The sequence below is a fragment of the Rhodococcus globerulus NBRC 14531 genome (assembly GCF_001894805.1).
In the GTDB taxonomy this organism is placed as follows: Bacteria; Actinomycetota; Actinomycetes; order Mycobacteriales; family Mycobacteriaceae; genus Rhodococcus_F; species Rhodococcus_F globerula.
The window spans coordinates 1,390,715-1,412,300 of sequence record NZ_BCWX01000002.1; the positions used below are offsets into that span (position 1 = coordinate 1,390,715).

Sequence of the window (21,586 nt, forward strand, 5' to 3'; positions counted from 1 at the left end):
GATTCGTCACTAGACTGGCTCTCGGCAGAGATCGTCGAGTGAGCAAGGTAGGGCAGCGTACGTGGGCGAACATCGCGGCGGGTCAGGCGCCAGAGGTATCAGTAAGGGGCCGATCCTTGTTGTCGTGGCGGTCGTCCTGATCGTGGCCGGATTCTTCGGGTGGAAGGCCCTCGGTAATCGCATCGACGATCAAGGTCAGCAAGCAGCGGGGACGTGCGTCGAGGGCAACCGGACGCTCGACATCACGGTTGATCCGTCGATTGCACCGCAGGTCGAGCAGTTGGCCAAGCGATTCACCGACACTTCACCGGTGATCCGAGATCATTGCATCACCACTGCAATCAATGCGGTTCCATCGCCATTAATCGCAAATGCCCTGGCAGCAGGCGCCGAATGGGATTCCGCCGCGCTCGGACCGCGCCCAAATCTGTGGATTCCGACCAGTTCTTTCGAACTCGCCTCACTGTCCGGTAAAGCCGTGATCAACGGAGAGCCACGGTCCATCGCGAACTCGCCGGTTGTGCTGGCGGTTGCGCCGGAGACAGCAACTTCGCTGGAGTCCGCGAACGCGGGATGGCAGTCCCTCAGTGACACAACACTCGCACTTCCGGTTGGCAGCCCGCAGACCGTCATGGCAACGCAGGCAATTGCCGCGGCCGTGGCCGGCGCGGGTTCCGGACCGGTCACCCTCGAACAGGCTCAGTCCAGCCAAGTCACATCGGCATTGAGCGCTCTCGCGTCACAGTTTCAATCCCTCCCGACGCCGCCCGCCACCACCGCCGACGCACTAGCCGCCCTTACCAGCGGCGCCCCTGCCACTGTCACCGCCGTCCCGGCCATCGAACAGTCGATCGCCCAGTCGGCCAACGCTGACATGACGGCATTTTCCCCGAGCGGCGCAACTCCGCTCGCGGACTATCCGGCGGTGATCGTCGCGGGCGGCGGAATCGACGAAACCGCCGCACGCGCCGCCGCACAGTTCTCCGAGTTCATGCGCGATGCGGAGCAGTCCCAGATCTTCGTCGACGCCGGATTCCGCGTCGAGGGTAAGAGTGCCCCAGATCTGGGTGCACTCGAACCCGCGCAGATCACCTCAACCCTGACGCCCGCATCGGCGGAAACTGCCACTGCTCTGAACGCTGTTGTCGCCAACCCTGTTTCCGTTCGCAGCGCAACCATCCTGCTGGATACCTCGACGTCGATGAGCGCCAACTTGTCCGCAGTCGGTGCGGCGATCGAGTCTCAGTTGGTCCGCAGCCCGGACGCCTCCGATGTCGGGTTGCACGCGTTCCCTGGCTCGAGCGCCACGGCATCGGAGCGTGTAATCGTTCCCGGCGCACCCCTCAATGCTGATCAACGAACCAAACTCACCGCCGCTATGAGCAGTCTCAGCGCTGAAGGAAAATCATCGAAGTACCCCGCGTTGGCCGCAGCGTACAAAGACGCGGCAACCGGATACGACGCCGATCGAACCAACTCCGTTCTGCTGGTCACCTCTGCTGCCACCGACGAGTCGACGACGACGCGCGCCGAACTCCTCAGCGCCATCGCTTCGGCAACTGATCCAGCTCGCCCGGTGCGGGTCGACGTTCTGGTTATCGGTTCCAGTGGCGATGCCGCCACGCTGCAAGATGTCTCCGACAGAACTGGTGGAACATTGATTCGCGTGAACCCGGATGACTCCGCCGCGATGTCGGCTGCAGTCGCGGAACTGCTGTCCTGATGGCGCGGATTGCAGTATTTGCCGTTGTTCTCGCGCTTCTCACCTGGTTTCTGCACCGCAGGGTGGTCCGGGCAACCGGCATGCCGACGCGGTGGGCCCGCATCACCGACACCGCATTGGTGCTGTTGGCCGTTCTGACGCTCATCGGCATGGGCAGCGGCGAGGTCTTCGCCACGTCGTGGGCCCGCCCGGTCGGGTTTCTCGGGTGGGTCTGGTTGGCTTCGTGGTTGTATCTGATTCCGGGGCTGCTGATCATCGGAGTGTGCGCCGGGGTCAATCGTCTGGTGCGTAGACGCCGTGAGGAACCTGAGGTGGATCCGGCGAAGCGTCGTACTTTGCAGTTGGCAACCGCCGCGGTCACGGTTGCGGCGTTGGGCACTGCCGCATACGGGGTGTACGAGGCGTCGAACCCGAAGGTCTCCCGGATTCGGGTGCCGTTGGCCCGCCTGCCCGAAGGCTTCAACGGCTACCGGATTGCCTTGATCACCGACTTGCATGTTGGCCCGGCCCGCGGAGTCGACTTCACCCGCAAGGTGGTCGAGATCGTGAACTCGCAGAATGTCGATCTGATTGCGATCGGCGGTGACCTCGTGGACGGCACAGTCGCGAAGGTTGCTCCCGATCTTGGGCCGCTCGCCGATCTTCATGCGCCGGACGGGATCTTCGGGGTCAGTGGCAATCACGAGTTCTACGCCGACGACGGCGGCAAGTGGCTCGACGTGTGGGAAACCTTGGGGATCACCACGCTTCGTAACAGCCGAGCGTCGATCGAGCGTGGCGGCGACACCATCGACATCGTGGGTATCCACGACTACACGTCACCGGCCCCGTACGAGCCGGATCTGACAGCAGCACTGAACGGGCACGATCCGAACACGTTTGCGTTGCTGCTCGCCCACGAACCCCGCCAAGCGCTCGAAGCGTCGGAGATGGGCATCGATCTGCAACTGTCCGGGCACACGCACGGCGGACAGATGTGGCCGCTGCGCTATCTCGTCCCGCTGCAACAACCTTCGGTGCAGGGCCTGGACACGATCGGCAATACCGTTCTGTACACAACGCGCGGCGCCGGAGCGTGGGGTCCGCCGGTGCGCGTCGGCGCGCCGCCGGAGATCACCGTCCTCGAACTCGTTCGCGAGAACTGATGGTCTCCGGCGGGCACACGCCTTAGTTGCCTGCGAACGCTTCGATCGGCGGGCACGAGCAGATCAGGTTGCGGTCGCCGTGTGCACCGTCGATACGACGCACGGACGGCCACACCTTGGGACGAGCCTTACCGCGCGGGAACACTGCGATCTCACGCGAGTACGGGTGATCCCACTGCGCCGCGATGCTTCCGGCAGTGTGGGGAGCGCCGCGAAGCGGGTTGTCCTCCACAGTCCACTCACCGGCTCCCACGCGATCGATCTCGCCGCGAATGGCGATCATCGCGTCGCAGAACTCGTCGATTTCCTCGAGGTTTTCACTCTCGGTCGGCTCGACCATCAAGGTGCCGACCACGGGGAAGCTCATGGTCGGAGCGTGGAAACCGTAGTCGGCGAGACGCTTTGCGACGTCGTCGACGGTCACGCCGGTGTCCTTGGTCAGACCGCGCAGGTCGAGGATGCACTCGTGCGCGACCATGCCGTTCTCGCCGGTGTAGAGAACCGGGAAGTACTCGTCGAGTCGACGCGCGATGTAGTTGGCCGACGCGATGGCGGTCAGGCTGGCGCGGCGCAGGCCCTGAGCTCCCATCATCCGGATGTAGGTCCAGGTAATGGGCAGGATTGACGCACTGCCGTACGGCGCTGCCGAGATCGTGCCTCTACCACCGAGTTCGGGGGCCATCGGGTGTCCGGGCAGGAACGGCGTCAGGTGCGAGCGCACGCCGATCGGTCCGACGCCGGGTCCCCCGCCGCCGTGCGGGATGCAGAAGGTCTTGTGCAGGTTCAGGTGGCTGACGTCGCCACCGAATCGGCCCGGACGAGCAAGGCCGACAAGCGCGTTGAGGTTGGCGCCGTCGACGTACACCTGGCCGCCGGCGTCGTGTACTGCTGCGCAAATGTCGGAGATCTCGTGCTCGTAGACACCGTGGGTGGACGGGTAGGTGATCATGATCGCGGCGAGACGCTCGGCATGATCGGCGATCTTCGCGCGCAGATCGTCGACGTCGACGTCACCGTTGGGGCGGCACGCAACAACCTCGACGCGCATCCCGGCCATGACGGCCGAAGCCGCGTTGGTGCCGTGAGCACTTGACGGGATGAGGCACGTGTCGCGGTGATCGTCGCCGCGGCTGAGGTGGTAGTTACGGATCGCGAGCAGGCCCGCGTACTCCCCCTGGCTGCCGGCGTTGGGCTGGAGGCTGACGTTGTCGTAGCCGGTGACCGCGACCAGCCAGTCCTCGAGGTCCTTGATGATCTTGAGCAATCCGGGTGCGTCGGACGTCGGCGCAAACGGGTGGATTGCGTTGAACGCGGGCCACGTGATGGATTCCATCTCGGCGGTCGCGTTGAGCTTCATGGTGCACGAACCCAGCGGGATCATGCTGCGATCGAGCGCAATGTCCTTGTCGGACAGCGCGCGCAGGTAGCGAAGCATCGCTGTTTCCGTACGGTAACGGGTGAAGGCTTCGTGCTGCAGGTAGTCGGACGTACGCTCCTGATCAGCCGGAACCGAGTTGCCCTCTGCTTCGATGGCAACAACAGCGTCGTCGATACCGAAAGCGTCGAGCACCGCGAGAACGTGATCGGCGGTGGTGGCCTCGTCGCAGGAGATGCCGACATGATCGGCGTCGACCAGACGCAGGTTGATTCCGGATTCCTTTGCGGCAGCGACAACGTCGGCCGCCTTGCCCGGAACCTGAGCCAGCACGGTGTCGAAGAACGAATCGTGGACAACGGTCACGCCGCCCTCACACAAACCGCTTGCCAACGCGTGCGCCCGGGCAGCGACGCGCAAGGCAATCGCCTTGAGTCCCTCGGCGCCGTGGTAGCTCGCATACATCGCGGCCAGGATGGCGAGGAGCACCTGAGCGGTGCAGATGTTGGACGTCGCCTTCTCACGGCGAATGTGCTGCTCACGCGTCTGCAGCGCCAGGCGATACGCCTTGTCTCCGTCCGCGTCGATGGACACGCCGACCAAACGACCGGGCAGCTGACGCGCGAGCTTGGAGTGCACCGCCAGGTAACCGGCGTGCGGTCCGCCGTAACCCATGGGAACACCGAAGCGCTGGGTGGTGCCGAAGCACGCGTCCGCACCGAGCTCACCGGGCGAGGTGATGAGCGTCATCGCAAGTAGGTCGGCACCGACGGCAACCAGTGCGCCACGCTCGTGAGCTTCCGCAATGATCGAGGTGTAGTCGACAACGCGCCCCGAAGCGCCCGGGATCTGGGCGATGACACCGAAGAAATCGCCCTCGGGCAGTCCGGCAGTGAGGTCAGCGGAGACGATCTCGATGCCGAGCGGCTCGGCGCGTGTCTCGATGACAGCAAGGGTCTGCGGGTACAGGTCCGCGTCGACGACACAGCGTGGGGACTTGCTGCGGTTCGCGCGGCGCAGGAGCGTCATGGCTTCGGCAGCGGCGGTGGCCTCGTCGAGCATGGACGAGTTGGCGAGCTCCATGCCGGAAAGATCGGCGACCATGGTCTGGAAATTGAGGAGGGCTTCGAGGCGGCCCTGGCTGATCTCGGGCTGGTACGGCGTGTACGCGGTGTACCAGGCCGGGTTCTCGATGATGTTGCGCAACAACACCGGCGGTGTCAACGTATCGAAGTAGCCGAGGCCGATCATCGACGTGGCGACCGTGTTCTGGGCAGCGAGGGCGGACAGTTCCGCGAGCGCTTCGTGCTCTCCGACCGGCAACGGCAATGCGTCGAGTCCGGCAGCGATTCCACCGGGTGCGGCGTCGAGAATGACCGACGGGACGGCCTTGGTTGCGAGATCGTCGAGGGAGTCGACCCCGATGAGTTCGAGGATGCGCGCGAGTTCCGCGGCGTTCGGACCGACATGGCGGTCGGCAAAATTACGGCTTGCAGCGTCGATCACGACAACTCCCAGGCAGATCGGAGGATCAGGACACACACCGACTGCGGTGTGTTCCTCCCCCTCTGTCGCCTGCTCGACAACGAGCGCCTGAGAGATTCGGTAGTGATCCACCATGCCGGCGGAACCACAGCCTTTCCCCGTCGGCGGGTGGGTTATCCCACCGCTTTCCAGAGGCGTCGGAGCCCGTACGGTCCTTGGTGCCTGAGAGATTGACGGGGAGGTATTGCTCCTTCGGCGCCCTGATAACGCTCACGACAAGTCCGCAAATCGAAGACTGGTGTGTGAAGCACTACCCGAGGCTCTCCCGTACGCCGGCGACGCGTGGACCAGTCTAGTTGACCGGCCGACCTTCCGTCGCCACCACATCGACCGAGCGGGTGTGACGCCCGGAACACTATCCGGTCTTGCGGCTCACACGATTCTTGCGGCGCGACGCCAATTCGTCTTCGGGATTCGGATCACTTTCGCCGCCGTCCGCACGCTCGGCCGGGAAGTCGGCGATGGTTCCGGTGAGTTCACGCATCGCGCCGCTGACGGCGATACCGAATACTCCCTGCCCACCTTGGAGCAGGTCTACGACCTCTTCCGGGGACGTGCACTCGTAGACGGTGGTCCCGTCGGAGAACAGAGTGATGTTGGCGAGATCGCGAACGCCGCGGTGACGCAGGTGATCGACGGCCACCCGGATGTTCTGCAAAGAGATTCCGGTGTCGAGCAAACGCTTGACGATCTTGAGAACCAGAATGTCCTTGAACGAGTACAAACGCTGGCTGCCGGATCCGGCCGCGCCGCGGATGGACGGGACGACCAGTGCGGTCCGTGCCCAGTAATCGAGCTGACGGTAGGTAATGCCGGCGATCTGGCATGCGATGGGAACGCGGTAGCCGACAAGATCGTCAGGAATGGAGTCGTCCGGGAACAATCCCGGCTGCAACTCTTCCGACATGGGTTGGGCAGCCGGATCTGCAGTCAGTTCAGCGACGCCGGAATTCTCCGCCTTGCCTACGTTCGACTGTTCTTCCACTGCCGTCTCCTTCTCGATACGCCATCGTGTCATCACGCTGTGCTATGCGGCAGAGTCTGATACCCGAACAGAAACGGATACCCGCGTCAGCCGATCTCGAACCACCGAACATTTCGAAGCAGTGAATCCGAGGCACGTAATTCCACGAGTGGACTTACCTAGAGTACGCCCCGACAGAGCACCAAGACCAGACTCTATTTCAAGGCTCAACGATCTTCACCGCTCGCAACGGTAAGACCCCGGCGCGATTTTGGTCAACGCAACACGCCGAACGAGACTAAACCTCTACTTGAGAGTTGAAGCCTCAAGCCAGTCTCGGAAACTTTCGGCTAACCGTCAGTTGCCTTGAAATCATCCGGCGAGATCGTGTCCAGGAATTCCTTGAATTTCTCCACCTCGTCTTCACGCTCGTCAGGAATGACCAATCCCGCCTCGGCAAGGACTGATTCCGAGGCAAAGATCGGGACCCCGATCCGAAGTGCCAACGCGATGGAATCCGACGGACGAGCGGAGACCGTAGTTTGCTCGTCGAAAACCAGGTCGGCATAGAACGTGCCTTCTTGCAGATCCACGATGCGGACTTCCTGCAGACTGCGGCCGAAGGATTCGATCAGTATTTTGATCAGGTCGTGTGTGAGCGGCCTCGCCGGCTCGACTCCCTGTTGCTCCAGAACGATCGCCGTGGCTTCCGTCTGCCCGATCCAGATCGGAAGGTACCGATCACCATCTGACTCGCGGAGCAACAAAACCGGCTGATTCTGGGGCTGCTCGACACGAACTCCGATCACACGCATTTCGCCCATCGAGCTTGCCTCCAACCTGAAATGACCCTGGTGGCCGAATTCACGACCGTACTGAGATTCTATTCGCGTGGAACGAGATGATCGAGAACTCAGCGATCAAGACTTCCGCGGACTGCTGATTTGACCAGGCATGTATGCAATGTCAACGACAATGCTGCCAGTTCTCGAACCATTTCCTCGGCTCGATCACGGGCACCCGCATCACGTCCCTTGGCTACCGGTCCGGCGATCTGGGTAACCAACCCGGCTTCACGATCCGCAGCCAACTTGAACGCACGTAGATGTCGTACTTCCAAACCGTATTCCGCCATCGCCTTGGCTGTCCGGGCCAACGTCACTGCGTCTTCGTCGAAGAATCCGGCAGCGCCTGGCACGATCAGGCCGGTGCGAATGAGGTCGGTCAGGAATCGATCGTCGATGTCCGCGCGAGCGAGAAGATCCGCCCGACCCACTCGGACTTCTCGATCCACCCGGAATACCTCGGGCGATACTTCTCCCGGAGCGATCGACAGGACGCGCGGACGTCGCGGCGCAGAGTTGTCTGCGCTGACCGTCGCGGCACCACTGTCGATCGCCTCGAGTTGTTCCTTGATGACTTTCAGCGGCAGGTACTGATCACGTTGAGCGGTCAGTACGTAGCGAAGACGCTCGCAGTCCTCGATGGAGAACCTGCGGTATCCCGACGGCGTCCGTTGTGGGCTGATCAAGCCTTCGGACTCGAGGAAACGAATCTTCGAAATCGTCACGTCGGGAAAATCTGGACGCAACCGATCCAGCACGGAGCCGATAGACATCCCCGGCTGGCTCTGCTGCCGCAATGCCGTCATTAGCTACCAGCACCTGCTGACGCCTCGCCCACCTGCGAACCGCCGGAACGCGGGCCGGTGAGGAAAACCAGACGGAACTTACCGATCTGCACCTCGTCGCCGTTGGCCAGCACTGCCGAATCGACAGGCTCACGGTTGACGTACGTGCCGTTGAGGCTTCCGACGTCGACGACGTGGAATTCGGCTTCTTCCTGACGGAACTCGGCGTGGCGGCGGCTGACCGTCACATCGTCGAGGAAGATGTCACTGTCCGGGTGGCGACCTGCCGACGTGGTCGGCTGATCCAGCAAGAAACGCGATCCCGCGTTCGGTCCTCGTTTGACGACGAGCAGAGCCGCGCCGGCAGGTAGACCTTCGACACCTGAAACCGGCTGCTCGGCGGCCGGTGCTGCTGAGGAGTTGTCGAGCTCGTTGAGGAAATCTGCACGGAATACCGATGTGGTCTCCGCCGGCGTCTCCCCGTAGCCCGCGTCGTTACCGTTCTCGCTCACTGTTTCTCCTCCTCGATCAATCGTCCAGATCAGAAATCACTGGACTACGCAGTGCACTTTTTTCTCGAGCATCTTTCACAGTCACTTACAGATACGACCTGCACCCCGACTTGGCACATGCGTACCCCACGACCGTACCCTGCGCGCACCCTTGTGTGCAGCGAGACTGGCCGCGACACAACGGGTCGGCAGTCAAGCCCTAGCTGGACGTCAGTGCGGTGTATCCCGCAGCATCCAAGGTCTCCGAAATCGCACTGTCCAAAGTGGCTTCGTCGGCAACCTCGAGATCGACGAGCCAACCGTTGTTGTACGGATCGGTGTTCACGAGTTCGGGAGCACCGTCCAATTCGCTGTTAGCCGCAATAACTTTCGCGGTGAACGGCGCAAAGATGTCGGATACGCTCTTGGTCGATTCGACCTCACCGAGCGATTCGCCAGCGGTGACGTCTTCTCCCGCGGCGGGGAGCTGAACGAACACCACATCTCCGAGCTGTGACTGAGCGAAGTCGGTAATGCCCACTCGAACAGATGTCGGGCCGGTTCGCTTCACCCACTCGTGCTCCGCGGTGTAACGCAGATCGGTAGGTGTATCGAGCTCACTCACAGTGGCTTCCTTTCACATGCCGTCCGAAAGTTCCGGACGCAAAAATTCAATTTCCGGGTTGAGCGTATTGGCGCGGATTCAATTGTCGCAAGGCGGAGATCGTGACCTGCTGTGATTGCTCGACGGTGGAACTTCCGCCGCCCCGTGACACGTTGTCGAACACTCCGCCCGGAATGTTCAATGCCGCTGCCAAAGTCGGCGGATCGCCGATCGCGCTCACAGTGTACGGCGCTGCGATCTTGGTTCCGTCCACTTCGATGTCACCGCCGCGGCCACCGACCCACGAGTTCACGCCGATCCGGATCGGTTCGCCTGTGGCTCCGGCAATCTGAATAGCCTCGGCTCCGGCGGCACGTAGTTCCTGGATCAGATCGAGAATCACCTCGGGCCCGACACCGCCCGTCGGATCGGTCAACGTCATGGTGACGCCAGGACCGCTCGCCGGCGCTGTCCCCACCTGGATGGAGAGGGCATTCAAACGGGCCTGCGCTTCACCGAGAGCCGCGTCGGTGCTTCCGCTGCGCCGCAATGTCGCCAGAGAATCCTCGAGCTCCGAGACTTCCTGTCGCAGCGCGGCTTCGCGCCGATTCAGGTTGTCGAGAACCACAAGGAGATCGGCGGGGCGCGCAGAATCGAGCGAGTCCCCCGCAACCGTGCTGCGCACCTGAGTTGCGATTGCCACTCCCAGAACACCGAGCAGAACTGTCGCAAGAATTGCGAACACCACGTTGCTTCGGTGCTTGTTCACCGGTCGCAACTCGTGTCGTCCCTCGTCGTGCTTCCTGACCGCGTCAGCCATGTCTCACGCTCCGAACAGCCGGCGACGCAGTGCCGCTGCATTGCCGAAGATTCGAATCCCCAGGACCACTACGATGGCCGTCGAGAGTTGCGTGCCGACTCCGAGCTGATCACCCAGCCAGACGATCAGCGAGGCAACAAGAACGTTGAAGACAAACGAGACGACAAATACCTTGGCGTCGAAGATCTCGTCCAAGTACGCCCGCAAGCCACCGAATACCGCATCGAGTGCGGCTACAACGGCAATCGGAAGATACGGCGCGAATGCGTCGGGCACCTGTGGGCTGAAGACAACACCCAGGACGATGCCGATCACCAACGCGGCGAGTCCGTACAGGGCGGAACCGGCCTTCATCGAACTCGCTCCATCTATCTAGGTCCTATCGGTTCAGTCGCAACGCGCACCGGGCGCGTTGCGGCGGGCGGAAGGCTCATCGAATTATCCTCGGCCACAGCAAAACCGACGCCGTACAGCTGCGCGATGCTGGACATCCGCAGGTAGGCATCGCTCACGACAAATTCTCGCTGCAACGCACGAGAGTCACCGATTGCCTCGACGACGTACGGCGAGAAGACGGGCTGATTGTCGACCAGCATCGCGCCGCCGGCCTGACGGATCGTCACCGTCGGGCCGATGCGCACGCCGCCCACGGCAACGGCCTCGGCGCCGCCGGCCCACAGTGCGTTGACCACACTCTGTATATCTCGATCGAGTACGACGCTCTTTCCCCCGACGCTGCGTTGCGATGCGTCGGAAAGATTGGGGCGTCCAGCCGGGTCGGTGAGGGTGACGGTGATGCCTTCGCCGTGTACGGCTTCGGCGCCCGCTTCGGATTCGACGCCGCGCAGTTCCCCGAGAATTTTGTTGCCTTCGGTGTCTCCGGCCAATGCGGTGGCTCGGGCGGCGTCGACCTGCTCGGCGAGGGAGTGCCGAGTCGCGTCCAGATCGTCGATCTGATCTTCGGTCGCACGTACCTTCGCAACGAGATCGGAACGGAGATCTTCGGTGCCGGACACCTGCCCAGCTGCCGAGACCGCTGAGACTGTCAGAACAAAACCGAGCAGGAGTCCGCCCAGAGCCAGCCACGGCCCGGTTCGGGGCATGGAGTTCTTGCTGTGTTCATGTTCTCGTTCGAGTGCTGCAGCCTCGTATCCGGGATCGAGGTGTTCGGTCATCAGCGACCGGAGCAGTGACGGCACCGGGTTGCGGCGCACGTCCTCCCCCGTTCTTTTCATCGGGGTACAACCTCGTAGGTCCGCGCAATCCGGGCAGCTTTGAGCACGTAGATCACGGCGGTCCACACGTACAGGACTGTTCCCCAGATCAGGAAGGCAAAACCGAAAGCGTGAGTGAATCCGGCGATCGGCCAATCTCCGTGGCCGGCCAGGATCAGCGGCAACGCAAACATCAGCAGGAATGTCGCGGCTTTCCCGAGATAGATGACCTCGGGCGGCGGGAGGCCGCGTCTGCGGTAGATCGGAAGAGTGAGAGCAAGGATCAAGTCCCGGCCGATCAGGATCGCTGCGACCCACCAGGGGATGAAGTCGCGGGCCACAAACGTCACGAGCGTCGTCACGACGTACAAGCGATCGACCAGTGGATCGAGAACAGCGCCCAATTTCGAGCTCTGATCGAGAATCCGCGCCAGTTTGCCGTCTAGCCAGTCCGTGAATCCGGTGAGCATCAGCAGCGCCAGCGCCCACCCGTCCGAATGTGTCACCAAGAGCAGGTACGCGAACACCGGGAGCAGCAGCAGGCGAGCCATGCTGAGAATGTTGGGAACCGTCAGAACTCGATCTGTCACGACAAGTTCCTGTTCACCTGATGTCACTGCACACACCTCGTATTGTTCCGCACTCCGCATCGAACTGCCCGCCGTTGCGGCGCCGTGGTGCCAGCTTTCCACAGCACTTGCGACATTTTGCTCATGGCCGCTCAGGGAGCCGCTCGCGCCCGTGTGGGTGTTGTTACCGCCAGGCGAAGACGGGTTGTTCGAGGTTGTCGATCCGGGTGTGCCGCCCACTGAGAACTTCCCGGAGTTGGTAGACGACGGCACCGGTCGGAGCATGCACGAGGCTGGTTCGAAACGGCCACTGCACCACAGGATTCGGAGACTCCTCGATCGACACGAAACGCGGGTCCACATCGAGTTCGGCTGATGTGACCGCGTACAACGACGCAACCTCGTCCGGGTTGGGTACCAATTTTTCGATCTCGGCGCCCGACCACACGACAAACGGGCGGATCACGAAGCCTGAGCGTGTGACGTAATCGTCGAGGCGGCCGATGATGTCGGACGTCGCGGCGGTCAGCCCCAGTTCTTCGGAGAGTTCGCGCAGTGCGCCTTCTTCGGGTGTTTCACCGGCGTCGACGCTCCCGCCTGGCAGGGCGAATTGACCGGGGTGCGCGCGCATTTTGCTCGGCCGCTTGGTCAGCGGGAACACCGATGTGCCGTCGGCATCTCGCATCAGGGCAAAGACCACAGATGCCAACCTGCGCCCATCGAGGTCGACAGACCGTGGTTCGAAGGTCGAAAAGGCTGATTCGACATGGGCCCGATCCAGTAAATCCGCGTTCACCATTTCTCGACAGTAGCGCGGCCCCGGCAAGATTCAGACACAGGCCAGTTTCCAATTGAGCGTTTTGCGAGAATACCTGCGGAAAACCCTGTCATGCTGACGTAGTGAAGGCATGGTTCGAGCACACGGTCGTCGATACCGGACGACTACCGTTGTTCTTCCTGCTGGTCGCGTTCCTGCTTACCTTTCTGTTCATCAGATTCAGTGTGCGCATGATCCGCGCCGAGGTGTCGTGGTGGCCGGGCAATGTCACGCCGGGCGGTATGCATATCCATCACATGGTGTTCGGGCTGATGATGATGCTCGTCTCCGGGTTTGCCTTTATCGCATTGGCGGATTTCCACACCCCGGTCGCCAATTGTGTGCTCGCGTCGGTGTTCGGAATCGGTAGCGCCTTGGTTCTCGACGAATATGCGCTGGTTCTGCATTTGCGTGATGTCTATTGGGCCGAAGAAGGTCGGTCGTCGATAGATGCGGTCTTCGTGGCGATCGCCATTTCCTTTCTTTTCTTGTTCGGCGTCCATCCGATCGGGTTTGCCGGCGAGTTCGACCCGTACGAGGAAGATCGCAGTATCGCAACCCTCATAGCAATTGTTGTCGCGCTGATACTCCAATTGGCGCTCGCAATGATCACACTTCTCAAGGGCAAGTTGTGGACCGGTTTGATCGGATTGTTTTTCCCGCCGCTCCTCATCGTCGGCGCAATCCGGCTGAGCCGACCGGGCGCGCCGTGGGCCAGATCCCGGTATCGCGACAAGCCGGCGAAGATGTCCCGCGCGGTCGCTCGCGAGCAACGCGTCAGAGAACCACTGATCAAAGCCAAAATTCGATTTCAGGAAAGCGTCTCGGGGAGTTTCGGGGTACCGGAAGCCATCCCTTCAGCAGCAGCTGAACCGACCACGGTGTCGACACCAGAGCCCCCGGCTACGACTCCGAAGTGGCGGCTATCCGACGCACTGCGGTGGCGTCGTACCCGCAGACGGCTTCGCACCGTCCCCGTGTGGCGGTTACCCGTTCTGCTTGTCGTCGCGGCATTCTTCTTGGCCGACACGCTTATCGATCTCGACAGTTCGGTATTCGACGGGTTCGGTTCAGATTCGCTCGAATATGCCGTAGATCCGGGAGCCACAGCCACCCTGCTGAGCGTGATTGCCGGTGGAATGATCACCCTCACCGGTCTGGTGTTCACTGCGATCACACTGGCCATGCAATTCGGCGCTTCGCAGATATCGGTGCGAGTGGTGCCGATGCTGGCTCAGCAGCGAGTCATGCGATGGTCCATCGGGATGTTTCTCGCGACATTTGTCTACTCGATCATCGTTGCCCTCGATCTTGCTCTCAACACCCAACATTCGGCTCCCCAGATATCCACGTACACGGCGCTGTTTCTTGCGATCATCAGCGCCATTCTGTTTATTGCACTGGTGTCCCGAGTTGGGTCGATTCTCAATTCCAGTCGCCTTCTGCGGTGGATCGCAGCCGAGGGACGAAGCGCGATCATTCGCTCCTACCCGCACTACGACGAGTCGACGTCGGACGCAACTGCTGCACCCGTAGTCGCCAATCCCGCACCGGCCGACGATGAGTCCGCAGACCTCTTGATCGTCCGACTGCGACACCTCTCCCCCAACGGGCGCATACTGCTGGCGATCAACCTGCCGCGACTGGAGCGGTTGGCATCGAAGTGGGGGGTCAGCATCGCAGTCGTGCCCGGCATCGGAGAATTTGTCGCCCAGAACGCGCCGCTGTTCGAAGTCCGTGGCACCTCGATGGCAATCCGTCCGGATTCTCTGATGTCGTGCCTGGTCTTCGGTGACACTCACGGTCCCGTAGTCGGTCCGGCCGCGGCAATCCAATCCATTGTCGATATTGCGCTCAAGGCACTGTCGCCGGCTATCAACGATCCTGGCCGCGCGGTCCAAGCTCTCGACCACATCGAGGATCTGCTCGTTCTGCTGGCACCGCGGGTGCATGCCGACTCCGCGACCTCCACGTTGACTCGGATCCGCGGGCAGCAGAGAACCTGGACGGACTACGTGTCCATCGCGACCGACGAAATTCGGCACTTCAGTACCAATTCCGCTCAGGTGCAGCGCCGCTTGCGCGCCGTGTTCACGACCTTGCTGGCAGCGTGCCCGGTGGATCAGCACGCTCCGCTCCTCAAACGCCTCGACGCCATGGACGCCGAACTGACGCGCGAGTGGACCGGCGAACTGGACATACGCCTGGCCGGTGTCGCCGATCCTCAGGGTCTCGGATCCGAGGCAGGTGCCAGCGGCCGTGTCCATCCCCTGATTGTCGGACGACCAGGAGCGAAGTAATTCAGAGCGCCGAGTTGAACGCCTGAACCTTCAGATCCCGAGCCAGGTTGTCGCGCTTCTCGAGCACCAACCGCCGCAACGACGCCGACGCATCGGCATTGGCGTCGAGCCACCGATCGACCGCAATCAGATCCCCGGACGCCGGGAACAAGCCGTTCACCAGGCGCCGCGCAATCTCGATGCTGCGCCCTGACCACCACGTGCGCAACGAGGCAAAATAGTCCGCCGCGTAGCCCTCGATCAGGGACGCGTCGACGCCGGCTTTGAAGCCGCCGATCATGGCATCGAGATGATCGTTCGACAGTGTGAAGTCTGTGGTTGCGGCCTGCCAGACGCGTTGCTTGGTCGCTGCGGTGGGCAACGACGCGAGTGCGCGAGCGTGGGCGATCCGGCCGGCCGATGTCCCGTCGCTGCGCAACTCGTGGTCGAGGTCACTCGGTTCGGCAAAGCCTGTGGCAGCCAGGGCAATCCACATCGACCACCGAAGATCGGGGTCGAGAGCGAGCCCGATCGGGCCGGGGCTCTCGCCGAGCAGAATGGCACGCAACGCGTCAGCCCGCGAATCGTCGAGCGCCGCCGCGGCGGCACAGGCTCGGGCCCACGCCAACTGACGGCCCGATTCCGGTTCGCTCTCGAACATCGCCTTCCATGCCGTCGCCAACCACCCAGCCGCCGCGCTGGAGCGCAGCTCGCGCGGAACATAGTGCGCGATTGCGAACTGCGCGTCAGCAGTGATCGAACTGAGAATCGCCAGGTCCGGTTCTGAAGGGCCACTTTGTTCGGCCACCGCGAGGTACCGGAATACCGACAGCTCACCGTCACGTACGGAGTTCCACAGCGAGGACAGAATCAATCCACGCGCGAGTGGATCGACAACACGCTCGAGCGACGATTCGACGGTGGCGAGCGACGCGGCGTCGAGCCGAATCTTTGCGTATGTCAGGTCGTCGTCGTTGAGCACGATCAGTGGTCCCGCGGGAACGTCGATCGGTGTGCGCTCCGCCGAAATGTCGACCTCGACACGTGCCGTGCGAACCAGGTCGCCGGTATCGCCGTAGTTGTAGACCCCGACTGCCAGACGATGCGGTCGTGGATCGGTTTGCACCAATTCCCCGCCCTCGAACGTCAACGTCGACACTCCCGTTGTCTCGAGCCAGGCACGTGACCAATCGCGCATGTCTCGCCCGGACGTCGTGCTCAGCGCGTCGAGGAAATCGACTAGCCGAGTGTTACCGAAAGCGTTCGCCCGGAAGTACTTCCGTGACGCCTCGAAAAACGCGTCACGCCCGACAAAGGCCACCAGTTGTTTGAGGACACTCGCACCTTTGGCGTAGGTAATGCCGTCGAAGTTCAGCTTCGCAGCTTCCAGATCGACGATGTCGGCGACGATCGGATGCGTGGTCGGCAACTGGTCCTGCACGTACGCCCAGGCTTTTCGCTTGATCGCAAACGCCACCCAGGCGTCGGTGAACCGCGTTGCCTCGACGCTGACAAGCGATCCCATGAAATCGGCGAACGATTCCTTGAGCCACAGATCGTCCCACCACACCATGGTCACGAGGTCGCCGAACCACATGTGTGCCATCTCGTGCAGGATCGTGTTCGCGCGGCGCTGGTACTGCTCGGCAGTGGCTTTGCCGCGAAACACGTAGGACTCTGTGAAGGTGACGAGGCCCGGATTCTCCATTGCGCCGAGGTTGTATTCGGGAACGAATATCTGGTCGTACTTGCCGAACGGATACGGGTAGTCGAAGGCATCGGCATAAAAGTCGAGACCTTGCCGAGTCACCTCGAACACGTCGTCGGCATCGAGGTACTTGGCCAGCGACGCTCGGCACAGAACACCCAGTTCGACGGTGAGGTCGCCGCGACTCCACCCCGAGCTCACTCGATGGTACGGACCGGCCGCCACTGCCGTGATGTACGTCGAAATAGGCAGTGTCGGAGCAAAAGTGACGGTCTTACTGCCGGTGGAATTCGAATCTGTCTGCACGGGAACCTGATTCGACAGCACTTCCCAGGACTGCGGTGCCGTGACCACAAAAGTGAATGGCGCCTTCATGTCCGGCTGCTCGAAGCACGCAAACACCCGACGCGCATCCGCTGGTTCGTATTGTGTGTAGAGGTACGCCTGCCCGTCGGCGTCGTCGACAAATCTGTGCAGACCCTCTCCGGAGCGGCTGTACTCCGCGAGCGCAGCAACCTGCACGACGGTCACATCCGACAGCCCGTTCAGCGCGATCCGCGCACCGTCGTACTCGACAGCGATACGACGGCCGTTCACCTCCACCGATTCGACCGCCCTACCGATGAAATCGAGCCACGTCGAATCCACGGTCGACGTCATCTCGATCGTGGTGACGGTCTTGAACGTCGCCACAGCAGGGTCGACCGCCGAGCGGAGGTCCAACTCCACCCGATAATCGGTGACCGATACCGCGGACGATCGGAGAGTGACTTCAGTTCGGTTCAGGTTTGCTGTGCTCACCCGTCTGATCCTGCCAGGCCGGGCGAACATCAGGTCCCCTATCCGGTGAAAGCTCCCTGCCACACAGTGTCGAACGGTGTGTGCGCCGAGACCCGGGCCTCGATACCCGCAGTGACAAACTTCTTTGCCAGTGCCACAGCTTCTCCCACGTCAGCGCCCTTTGCGAGTTCTGCGGTCACCGCAGCGGCAAGGGTGCAACCGGCACCGGAGACGCGCTCCTGGCCAACCTTGGGAGCAGAAAGTACCGTCACGTCGGTTCCGTCGAACAGCACGTCGACGGCGTCGTCGCCGGCCAGTTCCACGCCGCCCTTGGCCAGAACGTACTTCGGTCCGAGATCGTGGATACGACGCGCTGCTTCGATCAGTTCGTCGACGCTCGAGATCGCGTCCATTCCGGCCAAGGTGCGCGCCTCGAAGAGATTCGGGGTGACAACAGTTGCGAGGGGCAGGATCGAATCACGAAGTGCCGTATCGGTATCAAGTGCCGCTCCGGGCTCCTGACCCTTGCAGATCAGAACCGGATCGAGAACCACGTGCCGCCACGACTGGCGACGCAGCCCCTCCGCAACAACCTCGATGGTCGCGGGAGTTCCCAGCATGCCGATCTTCACGACGTCGAGATCGTGCGCCGACGTTGCTGCCTCGATCTGGTCTGCGATCACCTCGGGCGCGATGGGGACAAAGCGGTGGCCCCAGTTGTTCTTCGGGTCGAAGGACACGATGCACGTCGTGGTGGCGATTCCGTAGACACCGCGGGCCTGGAAGGTCTTGAGGTCGACCTGTAAGCCGGCACCACCGGTGGATTCGGATCCAGCGATGACATAGGCGAGGTCAACCACGATACAAACTCCTTTTGAGGCTTCGACACCATCCACGGATACCCGCGAACGCCGGAGGTCGAAGTTTATCAACGTTGACCCCGGCGCTTCTCCGCGACTACGTGTCCTGGTTACTCACCCGCTCCACCGGAGGGTACGAATAGGTTTCGTCGAGGATCGCCTCCCCTGGCATATAGAGCCGAAGCACCAGCCTGAATGCTGCATCGGGCGACGGCAGCCAGTTTGCTCGCGCGGTGGCGTCGGTCGGCGCGTCCTTCGAGATGGTGATCCGGAGAGACCCATCTGTTTCGTAGCGGATTCCGGCGGTGCGGTCGCCGATCGAGTACCGGTCTATCGGGTTGTCAACCAGGTAGTAGCGCGGAATGTCGTAGAGCGTGATCGACCAGAATGCGCCGACGGGCGGTTTCTCCGGGAAGTTGATGAGATAGGTGTTCTCGCCGATCAGAGGCGCTCCGGTCACGTCGGTGAAGGCTTGTGCATACACCGCTTCGTAGGCGTGATTTCCCCACAGCCCCAGGCGGCACGCAATCGCCCTTTCGACAATGCGCACCTTCTCGTCCAGGATCTTCCACCGGTCGTCGTCGATCGTTCCGAGGCCGAGGTTGTAGAGGTTGTAGTCGAAGAGATGCAGGCCCACCGTCCATCCGTTGAAGACCGGTGCCTGGCCGTGTTTGGTGGCGTCCTCGAGCTCCGCGACGCCGTCCGCATACCAGGCGCGCAGGTCATCGCTGTCGACATCCGGAGACCACAAACCGGAAAACTGCTCGATCAGGGCAGATTCCGCGGTCGGAGCGGGGAATGCCTGTGACCAGCGGTGTGCCTGCTGCCAGAAGAGCAGTTCATCGGTAAGGTTCGCGTCCACCGCGGGTAGACCGTTCACTGTCGCGGCCGGGTCGAGTAACTCGAGTATCAGCAAATCCTGCAGCTTCGTCACGGCGGGAATGTCGCCAGGGCCGGTGCAGGCAAATCGGCCGACTATCGACACAATGTCGGTTGAGGCCTGGACCACCGGATGCTCCGATTCTCCGGTCCAGCCCGGTGGGACGATCAGAAAACTGCCGGCTTCATTGCCCGTAGCCCGCGTGCCGACATACGCGATGTTGTTCGTCCAGGCGTCGACAAATTGGAGTACGTAATAGCGATCCCCGGTTGCGGGCACGTCCAATCGCAGTGGTCCACCCGAAAGGTCAAGCTGCGCCATCGAATAGACGGTGTCGTTGTTGATCGTGACAAACGTGTCCTCTGGCCCTGCAAGTTTGCGGGCATGCGAGAAACTGTTGAACGGTGTTGCAGGATTGGAGCCGACTCCGGTCGTGACATAACGCTCCACCTGTCGGAGGTTCTCCACCAGCGGGTAGTAATAGAAATACGCAGCGGCCGCGGTCTCTGTCAGTGCACTCACACTCGTGTCCTTCAATCGGGCACTGTTACCAGTGCGGCGAAGACGCTAGTGCGGCCAACGATATCGATAATCGCGACAATGCGTAGAACTACGACAAATCGGGAATCCGTGTCGCCCAGGCTATGTCGTTGTCCTCGTAACCCAGCGGCGGACCCACAAACTCTCCCCCGCACGTGATCAACGCAAGCGTCTCCGGTCCGTCCATCCGGTTCAGGCGCTCGACTGGTAGTTCCCCGTCCTTGCGGTACTCGTCAACCGCATCGATCCGATAGGTCCACTCGTGGCCATCCTCCCCGGTCAACGTCACAACCGACCCCGGAGTCAACGACGAGAATTTCTTTCCGAAACCGTCACCGGCGTACACGTCATTGATGTGGCCGGTGATCACAACAGTTCCCGTACCCGAACCCGGAAATGCGGAGTCCGCCCACCAGCCGACCTTGCTCACATCCTCCGGAGGAATCAGCGAACCACCCGACGTTGTCTTGATCGCAAGAACCACGGCGGCCTCGCTGCCGATGCGCAACTGCGTCGGTGTTGCCGGATTGTCGACTGCCGCCTCCAACGCAGGTGGCAAATCCTCCTGCCCGGTCGCGAGAACCCGAACCGGTTGGTCACTGTCGTCCGAACACCCACTGACACACAACAACACCGTCAGCGCCGCTGCGCCGCACAGGCGCCGAAGCGTCTGGCGAGACGATTGCGTCACCGCGAGATCGGCCCGGACGGAACCTGGGAAATCGGAACTCGATTGCCTACATCGCGTCCGGGCAGTTCACCGTTCTGGTTGCCACCGTTGTTTCCGCCATTTTCGCCACCACCGCCGCCGTTTCCGCCACCCTGGTTGCCGCCATTCCCGCCGCCGTCTGGGCAGTCGGCCCCCGGATCGGTTGTATCGCCCGTCAGCACGATCTTGACCGCGGAGAGGTCGACGGATTGATTCTGCGCCACGAGGTTCGGAGTCGACGCATCAAAGGCGAGGGTTGCTCGGACCGGAATCACTCGTCCGTTGTCCGCATGCGTGACTTTCGTTCCGGACATCCCCAGATCCTGGGTCAGTGTCATACGTGAGCGGAGTTCTGGGTCGCCGGCGAGTCCCGCGCCGTCGATCCGCAAGGTGCCGCTGACCGGGCTGCCATGCGCGCGGATGGTTACCGAGGCTCGAAACTCGAGAGTGTCGCCTGGGACAGCGCGCCAGGACTCGATGGAATTGATCTTCGTGCCGGGTGTGCCGGTCGAGACGTCGTACCAGCCGTCGACGACGGCCGGATCGAGCGACATGGAGTTGTCATTGATCTCGGGAACGCACGTCTGCGTCAAAACGGGCGCGGCGCCGGCTACTCCCGGCAGCGCCGTAGTGATCAGGGCTGCGGTGGCAAAGATCGCTGCGCACGCACCTGCGGTACCAAAAGTTCTCATTCCCGCTACCCTCACCTACGGTCTGACAATCTGGTCAATTCAGTCAAAATACCAGTACAATCGCATATATCGGCACGATCGGACTGACAAAATATTCTTGTGGTGCCATCGGGCAATTATTCCGCAGCCGATCCCGACATTGGGTACATCGTTTCGGCGCGATTCAAAAGTTACAGTTCACCCGAGTAACCGCCGCGCGGCAATTGTGCTCACGCAGGCCTGATCATCCGCGCGTGTGCAT

The 21,586-nt window shown here is 62.0% G+C and carries 19 protein-coding genes and 1 riboswitch; of the genes, 3 read left to right on the top strand and 16 right to left on the bottom strand.

Annotated features, from left to right (window positions below; translation table 11 throughout):
* Nucleotides 1-61 precede the first annotated feature (61 nt).
* On the top strand, nt 62-1,723 hold the full coding sequence (locus RG2_RS14945; protein WP_033231917.1) for a VWA domain-containing protein: 1,662 nt from the start codon (nt 62-64) through the stop codon (nt 1,721-1,723).
* Nucleotides 1,723-2,868, top strand: a complete 1,146-nt coding sequence (locus RG2_RS14950; RefSeq protein ID WP_033231916.1) for a metallophosphoesterase — start codon at nt 1,723-1,725, stop codon at nt 2,866-2,868. Before RG2_RS14945 ends, RG2_RS14950 begins: the two co-directional genes overlap by 1 nt.
* 22 nt (nt 2,869-2,890) lie before the next feature.
* On the opposite strand, the gene gcvP is transcribed toward RG2_RS14950, so the two are convergent.
* The 11 genes from gcvP to RG2_RS15005 form a co-directional block, all read right to left on the bottom strand.
* The gene (gene gcvP / locus RG2_RS14955) at nt 2,891-5,749 is read right to left on the bottom strand and encodes an aminomethyl-transferring glycine dehydrogenase (protein ID WP_033232181.1); all 2,859 of its coding nucleotides are present in this window, start codon (nt 5,747-5,749) and stop codon (nt 2,891-2,893) included.
* A 52-nt stretch (nt 5,750-5,801) separates the two neighbouring features.
* Nucleotides 5,802-5,930, bottom strand: a riboswitch (glycine riboswitch).
* A 213-nt stretch (nt 5,931-6,143) separates the two neighbouring features.
* Complete coding sequence (locus RG2_RS14960; RefSeq protein ID WP_230590041.1) at nt 6,144-6,695, bottom strand: MerR family transcriptional regulator; 552 nt, start codon at nt 6,693-6,695, stop codon at nt 6,144-6,146.
* 407 nt (nt 6,696-7,102) lie between these two features.
* Entirely contained in the window at nt 7,103-7,576 is a 474-nt protein-coding gene (locus RG2_RS14965) for a bifunctional nuclease family protein (protein ID WP_033231914.1), read from the bottom strand.
* Nucleotides 7,577-7,665: 89 nt separating this feature from the next.
* Nucleotides 7,666-8,403 carry a transcriptional regulator FtsR gene (gene ftsR, locus RG2_RS14970; protein ID WP_033231913.1) on the bottom strand — a complete coding sequence of 246 codons (738 nt, stop codon included), beginning with the start codon at nt 8,401-8,403 and terminating at the stop codon, nt 7,666-7,668.
* Nucleotides 8,403-8,894, bottom strand: coding sequence for a glycogen accumulation regulator GarA (garA, locus tag RG2_RS14975; protein ID WP_033231912.1), 492 nt, complete (start codon nt 8,892-8,894; stop codon nt 8,403-8,405). The genes ftsR and garA overlap by 1 nt, the downstream gene beginning before the upstream one ends.
* Before the next feature lie 199 nt (nt 8,895-9,093).
* On the bottom strand, nt 9,094-9,498 hold the full coding sequence (gene gcvH, locus RG2_RS14980; protein ID WP_033231911.1) for a glycine cleavage system protein GcvH: 405 nt from the start codon (nt 9,496-9,498) through the stop codon (nt 9,094-9,096).
* A 46-nt stretch (nt 9,499-9,544) separates the two neighbouring features.
* Nucleotides 9,545-10,297 (bottom strand): DUF881 domain-containing protein, encoded by a 753-nt coding sequence (locus tag RG2_RS14985; protein WP_033231910.1) that lies wholly within the window; start codon nt 10,295-10,297, stop codon nt 9,545-9,547.
* 3 nt (nt 10,298-10,300) lie between these two features.
* Nucleotides 10,301-10,651 (bottom strand): small basic family protein, encoded by a 351-nt coding sequence (locus RG2_RS14990; RefSeq protein WP_033231909.1) that lies wholly within the window; start codon nt 10,649-10,651, stop codon nt 10,301-10,303.
* A gap of 14 nt (nt 10,652-10,665) precedes the next feature.
* Complete coding sequence (locus tag RG2_RS14995) at nt 10,666-11,532, bottom strand: DUF881 domain-containing protein (RefSeq protein WP_033231908.1); 867 nt, start codon at nt 11,530-11,532, stop codon at nt 10,666-10,668.
* Complete coding sequence (locus RG2_RS15000; RefSeq protein WP_371851319.1) at nt 11,529-12,062, bottom strand: CDP-alcohol phosphatidyltransferase family protein; 534 nt, start codon at nt 12,060-12,062, stop codon at nt 11,529-11,531. The genes RG2_RS14995 and RG2_RS15000 overlap by 4 nt, the downstream gene beginning before the upstream one ends.
* A gap of 202 nt (nt 12,063-12,264) precedes the next feature.
* Entirely contained in the window at nt 12,265-12,879 is a 615-nt protein-coding gene (locus RG2_RS15005; protein WP_033231907.1) for an NUDIX hydrolase, read from the bottom strand.
* A 101-nt stretch (nt 12,880-12,980) separates the two neighbouring features.
* On the opposite strand from RG2_RS15005, the gene RG2_RS15010 reads away from it, so the two are divergent.
* Nucleotides 12,981-15,197 (top strand): DUF2254 domain-containing protein, encoded by a 2,217-nt coding sequence (locus RG2_RS15010; RefSeq protein WP_033231906.1) that lies wholly within the window; start codon nt 12,981-12,983, stop codon nt 15,195-15,197.
* A 1-nt stretch (nt 15,198) separates the two neighbouring features.
* Here RG2_RS15010 and pepN read toward each other — a convergent pair whose 3' ends face one another.
* The 5 genes from pepN to RG2_RS31820 all read right to left on the bottom strand — a co-directional run bounded on the left by pepN (nt 15,199) and on the right by RG2_RS31820 (nt 21,345).
* Nucleotides 15,199-17,685, bottom strand: coding sequence for an aminopeptidase N (gene pepN, locus RG2_RS15015; protein ID WP_033231905.1), 2,487 nt, complete (start codon nt 17,683-17,685; stop codon nt 15,199-15,201).
* 38 nt (nt 17,686-17,723) lie between these two features.
* A complete protein-coding gene (gene thiD, locus RG2_RS15020; RefSeq protein WP_033231904.1) occupies nt 17,724-18,524 on the bottom strand; it encodes a bifunctional hydroxymethylpyrimidine kinase/phosphomethylpyrimidine kinase in 801 nt (266 codons plus the stop codon).
* Nucleotides 18,525-18,621: 97 nt separating this feature from the next.
* Nucleotides 18,622-19,926 carry a DUF1254 domain-containing protein gene (locus RG2_RS15025; protein WP_116538738.1) on the bottom strand — a complete coding sequence of 435 codons (1,305 nt, stop codon included), beginning with the start codon at nt 19,924-19,926 and terminating at the stop codon, nt 18,622-18,624.
* An 88-nt stretch (nt 19,927-20,014) separates the two neighbouring features.
* The gene (locus tag RG2_RS15030; protein WP_230590018.1) at nt 20,015-20,635 is read right to left on the bottom strand and encodes a class F sortase; all 621 of its coding nucleotides are present in this window, start codon (nt 20,633-20,635) and stop codon (nt 20,015-20,017) included.
* Nucleotides 20,632-21,345: a hypothetical protein gene (locus RG2_RS31820; protein WP_033231902.1), complete on the bottom strand. Its 714-nt coding sequence runs from the start codon at nt 21,343-21,345 to the stop codon at nt 20,632-20,634. Before RG2_RS31820 ends, RG2_RS15030 begins: the two co-directional genes overlap by 4 nt.
* Between the last annotated feature and the right edge of the window lie 241 nt (nt 21,346-21,586).